The following is an 11,268-nucleotide window of genomic DNA, read 5'->3' on the forward strand; positions in this document are numbered from 1 at the left end:
ATTACTTGATATTAAAACGGGCAGCACCTCAAGTTAATCAATTAATTTTCAGTTGTTTACTCTCAAATTATGCGTTAATGGTAAAAAGAAAAGTGGCTACTCGAACAGTGAAAAGAAACGTTTATGCTCTTAGCCAGCGGCGCGTCTGCGGCTGGGCCTGGTAGTACTTGTCTTTGTGGCTGTGGCTGAGGTACGAGCCGTCATTACCCACTACACCGTTCAGCACCAGGCTAAGATTTTTGAAGCGCTGTTCCCGGCGAACGAGTTCAATGGCTTTCAAACTGGTTTGTGGCGTTACACCGTGCCGTACCACAAACAGGGTTGAGTCGGCAAACGGAGCCATCAACTGTGCATCTGATACCAGACCGAGTGGTGGCGTATCGAGCATAATGTAGGAGAAGCGTTCCCGCAAATCAGTGATCAGTTGGCGCATCCGGGGCGAACTGAGCAACTCAGCCGGGTTTTGCTCTTCATCAAGAATGCCACTGCTGATCATGAAAAAGTTTTTATAGCCCGGTACTGGCTGAAGCACGTCGCTCAGGGTAGCCTCGCCGGTCAGGTATTCGCTGATACCTACGTTATTATCGAGGTGAAAGGTTTCCTGATAGGTTGGCCTTCTTAGGTCCATCTCCAGCACAACCGTTGGCCGATCAACCAGCGACAGACTGGCCCCGAGATTTAATGATACAAACGTTTTGCCTTCGCCGCTGATGCTCGACGTTACCAGCAGCACCTGACTGGCCGACTCCGTTGATTCCAGAAAAGGCAGATTTGCCCGTAGTGTGCGGATTTGCTCTGTAATTAATGACCGGCTACGGGGCGTAATGACCAGTCGTTTTTTGCCCGACGAAGGGTTGCTCGACAACTCACCCAGAATTGGCGTCAGTGTTGATTTCTCGACCTCCTGTCGGCTACGAATCCGCTGGTTCAACGAATCGATACCCGCAATCAGACCAAGTGGCAACAACAAACCAACCATACCAAACAACAGGTAGATCATTGGTTTTACGGGCTTCACAGGCGTTAATCCACTTACTGCGGCGTCGACGGTGCGGCTATCCGAGACGGCGGCGGCAAAAGCCACGGCTGTTTCTTCACGCTTCTGAAGCAGGTACGTGTATAGGTCGTTCTTGATAGCCTGCTGACGGGAAATATCCATCAAGGCCCGCTCCTGGCGTGGCACCTGCCGAATCTGCCCAGCCAATGCCTGGTTTTTTGCTTCGTAGCTCCGTTGCGTGCTTTCCAGCATATTCTGCATCGTTTGCACGTTGTCTGCTATACGTCGTTTTGTGGCCTTGATCTGATTGTCGATCGACTGTACCTGCGGACTCTCGTTTGATGTAGTTTGAGCCAGGTCAGCGCGTTTCAACTCAAGCTCTGATGCCTTGCCCAATAACTGTAGTAAAACCGGATCATTCAGCCCAACGATAGCGGGCGAGCCGTTCTGGTCGGCTGGCTGGCTGCGAACATATTTCTGCAGGTCACGTAACGCCGAGAGCTGAACATTGACTTCGTTGAGCTTGGCATCGTTTTCCTTGGCCGACAATAGAAACGTCTGGGCCTGGGTGCTAAGATCCGTAATGCCTTCGTTCGATTTAAAACTTTCTACCCGGCTTTCAACGCCCGATAACTCGCCCGACAAGCCGTTCAACCGCTCCTGAATAAACTTCAGCGTGTTTGAGGCCACTGTGTTCTTGCTTTGAATAGAGGCAAGGTTATACTCAGCAATCAACGTATTCAATACCGCTTCGCCTTTTGCTGGTACTGCGTCATCTACTGTTAATACAACCACCGACGAGGTTTTGCTGGTTGGTTCAGCTTTTAATCGGCTTACATAATCGCCGGCTACTGCCTGCCGGGTCGATGCCTGCACAATCAATGGAGCCGTAGCCGCTGAGACGGGTTTGCGGGTGGCCACCCGAAGGCGTCCGTAAGGCGTGTTAACCGATTGATTAAGTGGTATTGAGGTGCCGTTGAGCTGTACTGCCTGGTTATTAGTAAATGTCAGGGTCACCGGCTCTTCATACAGCGCTTGTGAACCCTTCTCAACAATAAGCTCAACGGGGCTTTCCTGATATATTTCGCGTTTGCCAAATTTGGTCTGGTGGAAGTAGCGATGTTCGAGGTGTAACTTCTCTACTACCTTTCCCATAAGCGTTGCCGACTTCAGCATCTCGATTTCGTTCTCGACCGATTTCTTGGGGGTCGCCGCCTGAAACTCACGCAATACACCACCACGATCATCGGCTTTGGTTCCATCGAGCAACAGCAAGCTGGCCTGAACCCGATAAATTGGTTGCTTATACAGTAAATAGAGGTAAGCGCCGCCAAGAGCCAAACCTAGCGAAAGTACAAACCAGGGCCAATGACGAAGATAGCGGAGAAGGATTGCCCGAATGTTCGGGCTGCTGCTCTCCATGAGCGAATACGGGGTGTAGACCGCGTTTGAATTTGACATAACGTTCGTAGTAGTCTGGCTGTAGAGCCAGTATTGTTGTAAACCATGGCACGGAAACTGTATAGTAAGAAAGTAGCTTCCAACATAGATGGTAGACTACCGATAGCTCACTGTCTGCGTATACACACCCGGCATAAGATTGACTGGTGAATTAACGTATAATGGTCTTGTCATCTACGATTAGGAAGCGGTAAAATGAGGTTCCGGTTCAAAAAAAGAGTACCCGGTAAAAAGAACCTGTGCCGACAATTATAAACTCATTTTTTAACGTGAAATAGTACTATTTTCAGATTGTGCCTTCTTCCGCCTGTTGGTGGCAATGCATTGCTTCTCGCACACTGTCAACCTTTTTTGTCAGACAAAGCGGTATAAATGGGGAGGCCACATTCTGGAGATTCTTGGGATAGTTCAAAAATTACTTTTATTAATTTTATAGGTGTTTTCGCCGGTTTGCTATCCTGCCACCTGCCGGTTACGGCTAGAAATCAATCTCAGCCAAAAGGTCTTTCGTATATCAACGAAGTTACATGTGTTAAGCAAATTGTGCCAGAGTAACCAGATTATGAAAAGCGACACCACATTAAGCGCTATCCGCACGCAAAACTTCCGACAGGCCAGGATACTGCTAATTGAAAGTGATCCTGATCAGTTGAGTATCATCGCGCATTGCCTTAAAGAATGTTTGCCAGAGGTTGAATTGATCAAAGCAACCAACGAGCGTGAGGCAATAACGTACCTGAAGGACTGTAAGCTTGAGGAATGGAAACTTCCCAAGATGATTCTTCTCGATGCGTCGATCCCAAACCGGGAGAACGGCCTGCGGATTCTGCAGCACATAAAAGAATTGCCTGCCCCGGCTAACCAGATTCCGGTAGTAGTTCTCAGTCATTCAGCTCACTCAGATGATATCAGCGAGGCATATGACCGGGGTAGTTCATCCTATCTCGTTAAGCCAACAAGCGACGACGAATGGATCAGCTATTTCCAGATGCTGCGGCGCTATTGGTGGGAAACAGTATCCTTGCCCCCCACCGACTATCGATACTAGACAACTGGTAACGAAGCCATAGTTAGCCAGTAGCGGCAAACCTGCTCCATTACATCGACAAACTCACCGTTATCATCGGGCATCACAACCACCGAGTTGGCGTGCATGGCATAGCCTGACCTGGCAAAGCCGGTGTTGGGCGAAATCAGGAGAACCACCGGGAGCCTGCGTAATCGTGGGGTTTCTTTCAACTCACGCAACAACGTTAACCGGCTGGGCACTGCCTGCCGTACGTCGATCAGCAATAAAACCGGACGCTCTGTCTCAGCCATAATCAGCAGTTGCGATAAGAATGCCCCGTTTTCCATAACGTGTAATAACGTTAGCGGCCATTGGTCGTCAATCAGTTGTCGCAACAGCAGGCTCTTCGTATAGTCACCGGATACAAACGCAACAGAACGCTCAGGCTCGATGGTAGGCACGTCAGTGGTCCAAACAGACTGAACTAAAACAGGCCATTGGCGGCGGCTAACCGGTAATATGGTGCCATCGTCAAGAACAACCGCTCCACCCGTTTTAGAATGGGGTTGATGTTGCAGCTTTTTAACACACTCAGGATTAATTAACAGCGTTTTATGGATACGGATAAAGTAGGGTAGTTGCTTTTCAAGAAAACGGAGCGATTTGGAAATCAACACCTGCTCTCCGGTTCTGAAGTGAACAAAGGAATAATTATTGGCTCCAGATAGATACGAAATTAGAACCGGATGTTTTAATGTGTTGATAATGAGACCCATAGCGCTAGAATTGTACTCTCAGTACTGGCACTAAATTCCTCAGTAAATAGCGGATAAACACTATATTGTTTTTATTTCTTAGTATATGGATATTGTGGTTTTTTCTTAGCCCAACTGCTTATGGAATCAGAACACAAGCCAGTTGGCAAGCCCATCGTGATTGCTATCGACGAATCGGTTACCTACCGTGATCTGTTGCGTCAGGTATTTACTTACTTTCTGCCCGATTATGAACTTCGGTTATTCAGAGACGGCCAGGCACTGCTAACGGCCCCGATAGACGGTAATCGGCCAGGTTTGGTGGTACTGGGTGCATCGGCGCAGCCCGGAGCAGGATACGAACTGATGAGACTTCTGAGACAGCAGGCTTGCTGGCAACACGTACCTATGGTTATGATGGGTAATGAAGAAGGCCCCGACGCCGTGGCAGCCTGTTACGGAGCAGGGGCTAACTCATTCTTAATCAAACCACTCAGCCTGGAACCAATACGTAAAGTATTCGAGACTGTGTGCCATTACTGGTTCAAGGTGCATCAGCATACACCCGTGTAGGGCGCCGGACGAGCAAACCGGTTTTGTCGCCATTTAGTATAAATATGAACATACTGGAATCTTTATAGAACAATTGATAGTATGTAGAGTACATCCGCCGCTCTCCTTGTTCAACGTTGGGAGAGACGGTCACCTATTCCTGAAAACTCAACATGTTTACTCTTCCCACGGCGGAAAAAAAGAAGTATATCTATCGGTATAGACTAATACTCATTTTCTCGTTCCTAACTATCCTGCTCGGGTTTCACTTCCCCGTTTTAGCTCAGACAACCTACTACGTATCTGCCACAGGCAATGACGCAAACGCCGGAACCTCGGTTAGTGCGCCGTTCCAGAGTTTAGGAAAGGTGAATAGCCTTAACCTGAACCCAGGCGATAAGGTTTTATTTCGGCGAGGCGATACATTCATAGGAACGCTACTCATCCGCTACTCTGGTTCGTCGGGTTTACCCATCCTGTTTGATGCATACGGCACGGGCAGGAAGCCTGTTTTATCAGGTTCGGTACCGCTTACCAACTGGACAAATACCGGAAATAATATATGGCAGGCACCCTGCTCATCCTGCGGTAACGTAGTTACGGGTGTATTTCGCGATCAGGCTACCCTCCCTCTGGGCCGATTCCCCAATTACGATACGCCGAATAAGGGCTACATGACTATTCGGGCGCACACAGAAAAGTATCAGATCTTTAGTCAGGAGCCGTTGCCTTACGATATCGACTGGAAAGGTGGCGAAGTTGTGATGAGACCAACGCAGTGGATCATCGACCGGGCCGTTATTGATGCGCAGTATGGCGATGCTCTGAATCTGTTCAATTACTCCAACTATTATCCGGGCGATGGCTGGGGCTATTTTATTCAGAACCATCCGGCAACACTCGATCAGCAGGGCGAATGGTACTATAGCGCCGCTACTAAATCAGTGAAATTATTTAGTAGTCAAACAAATCCTAATAGCCAGACTATAACGGCAACCGTGCAAAGTCGTAACGTTGACCTCGCCAATGTATCAAACATTAAGTTACAGAACCTTCAGTTGACCCAGGCGTTGAACGAAAGCGTTTTTGCCACGAACGTATCTAGTTTTACTATAACTAATACTGATATCTCCGACTCTGGTGAGGATGGTTTAATTATTAAAGGTACTGGCTCCAATCTGTTGTTTGAAAATAACACCATCACCGATATAAACAATAACGGTGTTTATATCGACGCCTACAAAAATGTTACGTTCAGAAAAAATACAGTCCGGCGAATAGGTGTTGTGCCTGGGCGCGGTAAAAGCGGTGACGGGCAGTATAACGGTATTCAATCTATTGCCAATGACAATGTATTGATTGAAAATAATACGATAGATAGCGTTGGTTATAATGGCGTCACTTTCTGGATCAATACAACCATCAGACAGAACAAAATATCTAATTACTGCATCACGAAAAGTGATGGAGGAGCGCTCTATGTCTGGAACGGGCCAAAAGCTCCCATGGCTAATATTCATATTGTATCGAATATTATTTTTAATGGAATAGGGGCTCCGGAAGGCTCGTTTCGTAGAGAATATTCCGGCGCAAATGGCATATTTCTAGACGATTGCGTTGAAAACGTGGAGATTAGAGATAATACGGTCTTCGATAATCATCAGTGGGGAATTTACCTGCACGCAACGAGCCGGATTGCGTTGACTGGAAATACATCGTTCAATAATGGGAGTAGTCAGTTTGTGATGTATCATGATGCAGGCTACTGTTTATTTAGAGAGAACAGAGTTACGAATAATATTTTTTTCAGTAAGGCGCCCGCTCAGATGGCGGCTCAATACGAATCGCATATGGATGATTTACCCCAGTATGGCCGCATCGATTCTAATTATTACAGTCGTCCGTTTAATGAAGATGCACTCATCAGAGGTGTGAAAAATTGGGGAGAAGGAGGAAATTATAGCCTGGCTAACTGGCAGGCTTTTTCGCACGGTCACGATCTGCATTCTAAAGGTAGTCCGATAACATTTAGCCAGTATAATAACAACATTTCAGGCGGTGTAAATCGGGTAACTAGTTCGTTTGATACGGATAATAATGCCTGGCAACTGGTGTATAGTCCTTACGGAAATGCCGAGGCAGTTTTCGATAATTCGGATAAACTTGACGGGGGCAGCCTACGTGTTTCATTTCCGACACCCTCGGGTCAAAGTAATTCTTACGCACAGGTTGTGAAACCATTTGGTTGGGTAAACACAGGTAAAACCTACGTGCTCCGATTCGATGCTATTGCTACCACAGATGTGACTGTTCTGGTGTATCTGCGCCAGTATGGAGCACCGTATCAGGAGTTTGATCGCCGATACACGGTGACTCTCAGCCCGTCTCGAAAAAGTTATGAATTGACGTTTACCTCTTCAGGAGATGACCCGAACGCCGTTGTTATGTTCCAGACAGATACAGAAGGCCCTGTTTTCTGGCTCGACAATGTGCGCCTCCAGGAAGACGTACCTAACCGGAATAATCCCGACGATTTCATTAAGCTGTATTATAACCCAACCCTAAAAGACAGCACCGTTACTTTACCGGCAGGTGCGTTTCGGGATGTAACAAACCAGCGTTACACGAATTCGCTTATTCTCAAACCATTTACGTCGGTCGTCTTATTGAGAGATACTGTCTCTGTGGCTCCCGCTGACCTTAGCCTTTACCTCTACAGTACCAAGAGGGTAGTGCAGGTGAATGAACTGGCTACAATGAAAATTCGGGTTGTTAATGAGGGTGATACAGAAGCCGGGCTGGCTCAATGGACCTATCGTTTGCCGGCGAATAGCTTATTCATCGACGCCAGGGGCCAACCGCTTAACGACAACGTCCTGACCGGAACAGTATCGCAATTAGCTCCCCGAACCGACACTACGTTCACGGTGTCTGTCAGACCAACAGCACCCGGTATATTTCGTATGTCGGCTCAATTGACGATGGCTACATCTAAAGACCCCGATAGTAGCCCGAATACAGGTACTGCAGATGGTGAAGATGATGCGTCATCAACAGATATAAGGGTAACAGGCGGGGCAACTAAAGTCTTCTCATCCCCGAATCCGCATCAGCGGGTTTTGCCCGACGTAGTATCAAACCAGCCTGTAGCTGATGCAACAAAAGCCGATCTGAGCCTCGGAGTGGTGGTCAGCAAACGGGTGCCGACGGTGGGTGAACTGGTAAGCTTTACGCTCGTGATTACCAATGCGGGGGGGCAAACTGCTGCTGATGTTCAGATACAGAATGTGTTGCCCGAGGGTGTAGAAATGGCAGGAACTACTGCCTGGACGGCGAGCGGGCGCATAATGACGGCAACAATACCGTCTGTACCTGCCTATAGCACGGCCAGCTTATCGTTTCAGGTACGTGTGCTGACCCCCGGTTATCGGACGGTCAGGGCGCAGATCAACGCTTCGAGCGTGGCTGATCCCGATTCGACGCCAGGTAACGGCTTCACGAACGGGGAAGATGATCAGGTACAAACCGACCTCAGAGTATTGTAGGCAAGGCCGTTGTTCACTAACGTGCCATTTACGTACCGGCCTCTTTACGAGAATGTTCCAACGAATCGGCTACGCGCCCAGGCCAAACGCTTCACCTGAAAGGGGGGTGTTTGGCCTGGGCGCATTTTATAACGGGCTGATTATTGAGAAAAAAATAATTTAATCCTGATGGAAGAACTGGCCTCAGAAATGCTATCGTAGAATCATCTGTAAATATTTTAAGACATATCGTTGCATTAATGGCAATTATACCTAGATAAATAGTGTAATAATTATAAATAAATGGTCTTTTTTGGTACAAAATTTGATAAATATCCCGATAATTAACTTTTGCTTGGAATTTATCTGATAGAGTATATAGCTCTACTTCTTTGTATGTTTGTTCAACTATTACTCGATTTCCCGTCCGTAACTTGAAAAACATAATGATCCAACGTGCTAGCAAGTTAGCCCGTCATGCCTCCATGTGCCTGCTAGTGAGCGGCGGGCTATCAACGGCCTTTGGGCAAACAACTTACTACGTTGCCAGCTCTGGTAGCGATAACAACGCAGGCAAGTCAGCTGCATCGCCATTTCAAACCATCGCCAAGGTAAACAGCCTTGTTTTGCAGCCTGGCGATCAGGTTTTGTTTCAACGGGGCAACACATTTCGGGGCACGTTGCAAATCAGACAGTCAGGCACGTCGGATAAACCCATTGTTGTTGATGCCTACGGGTCGGGTAATAAACCTGTGCTGGCCGGTTCGGTGCCTGTGAGCAACTGGAACAGCCTGGGAAATAATCTCTGGCAAGCCAGTTGCCCATCCTGCGGTGATCGGGTAACGGGTGTCTACCGTGATAATACCGCGCTGCCACTAGGTCGGTACCCAAACCTGGATGCGTCAAACAAAGGCTACCTGACGATTCAGTCTCATTCGGGTAAAACGCAACTGGTCAGTCAAACGGCGCTGCCAACGAACTGGGTAGGCGGAGAGGTGGTATTTCGGCCGGTGCAATGGATACTGAACCGGTCTACCATTATCAGCCAGTTTGGCAACACGATCAATCTGGCCAGTGCCGGCTCCTACGACCTCACCGATGGGTGGGGCTATTTTATTCAGAATCATCCGGCCACGCTCGATCAGGCGGGCGAATGGTATTATAACCCGTCGAATAAATCGATCACGCTGTTCGATAACCAGAACAACCCGAACAACCAGTCTATTGCTGCTACCGCTTACAATGAAGCGGTTAGCCTGGCCAATGTGTCGTATGTGACGGTGCGTAACCTCCAGCTGTCGCAGGCACTGGCCACAAACCTGTCTATTCTGAACGGTGCCAACCTGTCGGTAACGGGCAACGATATCACGCAGGCTGGTGAAGATGGGATCGTGATCAAAGGCGATGGTCATCACGTGTCGATGGAAAATAACCTGATTGAAGATGTTAATAACAACGGCGTCGATATTTCGGTCTACATGGCCATTACGTTTCGGGGCAATACGCTCCGGCGAATTGGCCTTTTTCCGGGGCGTGGTAGAAGTGGCGATGGCACGTATGTTGGCTTTATGTCATCGAGCAAGGGTAACACCCTGATCGAGAACAACGTGCTTGATAACATTGGGTACAATGCGCTCAATTTTGCCAGCAGCACAACCATTCAGCGTAATCAGATCAGTAACTTTTGCTTAACTAAGAGCGACGGCAGTGGTCTGTACATCTGGAATGGCAACCAGCAGCCGATGAGCGATATTCACATCCTGTCGAATGTTGTGTACAATGGCATTGGCGCATCAGAAGGATCACCGGGCGGAGCTTATTCCGGGGCCAATGGTATCTACCTCGACGATTGCACTACCAATATTGAAGTAGCCAATAACTCGGTTTACAATTGCCGTGGTTTAGGCTTCTACCTGCATGGGTCATCCAACATCACCCTGACTGGCAATACGGCCTTCAACAATGGTGAAGGGCAATTAGCCGTTACAACGGCAGGTGGTTGTCAGCCTCGCAACAACCTGATTCAGAATAACATTTTCGTGAGTAAGCAGGCAACTCAGTTTAACGTTAAGTACGAATCGGCACAGAATGATCTGGCCAGTTTTGGGCAGATAGACAACAACGTGTATTCACGCCCTTTTGAAGATACTTACACGATCAGGGCCGTTTATAACAGCACAACCGGTGCCGACCTATCGTTGGCCGATTGGCGGAGCCGCTACGGAAAAGACCTGAATACACTCAAAAGTCCGATCACGTACTCGTCGGGAAGTCCGGAAGATGTTCTCCTGTTTGTTGGAAATCCATCGGCTAATGCGATCCAGGTTCCGTTGTCAGGTACGTATCGGGATGCGCGGAATAACCCCTATTCGGGTCAGGTATCAGTAGAGGCATTCTCGTCAGTTGTCTTGTTCAAAGAAGCTTCATCTGGCCCGATAACCTTACGCACGCCGGAGAACCCGGCCAATGCAGTGGCAAATCTGGATTACGCCTATTATGAAGGAAGCTGGAACATGCTCCCTGATTTTGGTTCGCTTACGCCTGTAAAGACCGGCACCAGCAGCTTGCCTGATCGGTCTGTTCGAGTCCGCGACGATAATTATGCCATACGTTACACAGGTTATATAAACGTACCTACCGATGGCGCATATACGTTTTACAGCACATCTGATGATGGTAGTAAACTGCTGATCGGCACCACCGAGGTGGTCAACAACGACGGTAGCCATGCCGAGCAGGAGCGGTCGGGCACCATTGGCCTCAAAGCGGGTACCCACGCTATCACCATTCTCTATTACCAGGGTGGGGGTGGCCAGGCCCTGACGGTGAGCTACAGCGGCCCCGGCATCGGCAAACAAGCCATTCCAGCCTCAGCTTTCTTCCGGGTGGGATCGTCCACTCCACAGCCTCCGGCCGTGACGCTCCGCACCCCGGAGAACCCGGCCAATGCCGTGGCGGGGCTCGATTACG

Annotated in this window: 6 protein-coding genes; 4 read left to right on the forward strand and 2 right to left on the reverse strand. The window is 48.6% G+C overall.

What is annotated here, in order from left to right; genetic code table 11:
- Nucleotides 1–121 precede the first annotated feature (121 nt).
- Nucleotides 122–2,458: a GumC family protein gene (locus tag J2I46_RS14135; RefSeq protein WP_207329663.1), complete on the reverse strand. Its 2,337-nt coding sequence runs from the start codon at nt 2,456–2,458 to the stop codon at nt 122–124.
- A 562-nt stretch (nt 2,459–3,020) separates the two neighbouring features.
- Here J2I46_RS14135 and J2I46_RS14140 point away from each other — a divergent pair.
- On the forward strand, nt 3,021–3,506 hold the full coding sequence (locus J2I46_RS14140) for a response regulator (RefSeq protein WP_207329664.1): 486 nt from the start codon (nt 3,021–3,023) through the stop codon (nt 3,504–3,506).
- On the opposite strand, the gene J2I46_RS14145 is transcribed toward J2I46_RS14140, so the two are convergent.
- A complete protein-coding gene (locus tag J2I46_RS14145) occupies nt 3,503–4,243 on the reverse strand; it encodes a response regulator transcription factor (RefSeq protein ID WP_207329665.1) in 741 nt (246 codons plus the stop codon). The genes J2I46_RS14140 and J2I46_RS14145 overlap by 4 nt on opposite strands.
- Before the next feature lie 120 nt (nt 4,244–4,363).
- On the opposite strand from J2I46_RS14145, the gene J2I46_RS14150 reads away from it, so the two are divergent.
- The 3 genes from J2I46_RS14150 to J2I46_RS14160 form a co-directional block, all read left to right on the forward strand.
- Entirely contained in the window at nt 4,364–4,795 is a 432-nt protein-coding gene (locus tag J2I46_RS14150; protein WP_207329666.1) for a response regulator, read from the forward strand.
- A gap of 152 nt (nt 4,796–4,947) precedes the next feature.
- On the forward strand, nt 4,948–8,319 hold the full coding sequence (locus J2I46_RS14155; protein ID WP_207329667.1) for a right-handed parallel beta-helix repeat-containing protein: 3,372 nt from the start codon (nt 4,948–4,950) through the stop codon (nt 8,317–8,319).
- A 425-nt stretch (nt 8,320–8,744) separates the two neighbouring features.
- A partial coding sequence (locus J2I46_RS14160; protein ID WP_229379749.1) for a right-handed parallel beta-helix repeat-containing protein occupies nt 8,745–11,268 on the forward strand: 2,524 nt, incomplete at its 3' end.

It is taken from the genome of Fibrella forsythiae, assembly GCF_017353175.1.
GTDB lineage: Bacteria > Bacteroidota > Bacteroidia > Cytophagales > Spirosomataceae > Fibrella > Fibrella forsythiae.

Excerpts from the sequence above, each read along its gene's own strand:
- J2I46_RS14135 (WP_207329663.1), bottom strand. The coding sequence starts at position 2,458 with ATGTCAAATTCAAACGCGGTCTACACCCCGTATTCGCTCATGGAGAGC.
- J2I46_RS14140 (WP_207329664.1), top strand. The coding sequence starts at position 3,021 with ATGAAAAGCGACACCACATTAAGCGCTATCCGCACGCAAAACTTCCGA.
- J2I46_RS14145 (WP_207329665.1), bottom strand. The coding sequence starts at position 4,243 with ATGGGTCTCATTATCAACACATTAAAACATCCGGTTCTAATTTCGTAT.
- J2I46_RS14150 (WP_207329666.1), top strand. The coding sequence starts at position 4,364 with ATGGAATCAGAACACAAGCCAGTTGGCAAGCCCATCGTGATTGCTATC.
- J2I46_RS14155 (WP_207329667.1), top strand. The coding sequence starts at position 4,948 with ATGTTTACTCTTCCCACGGCGGAAAAAAAGAAGTATATCTATCGGTAT.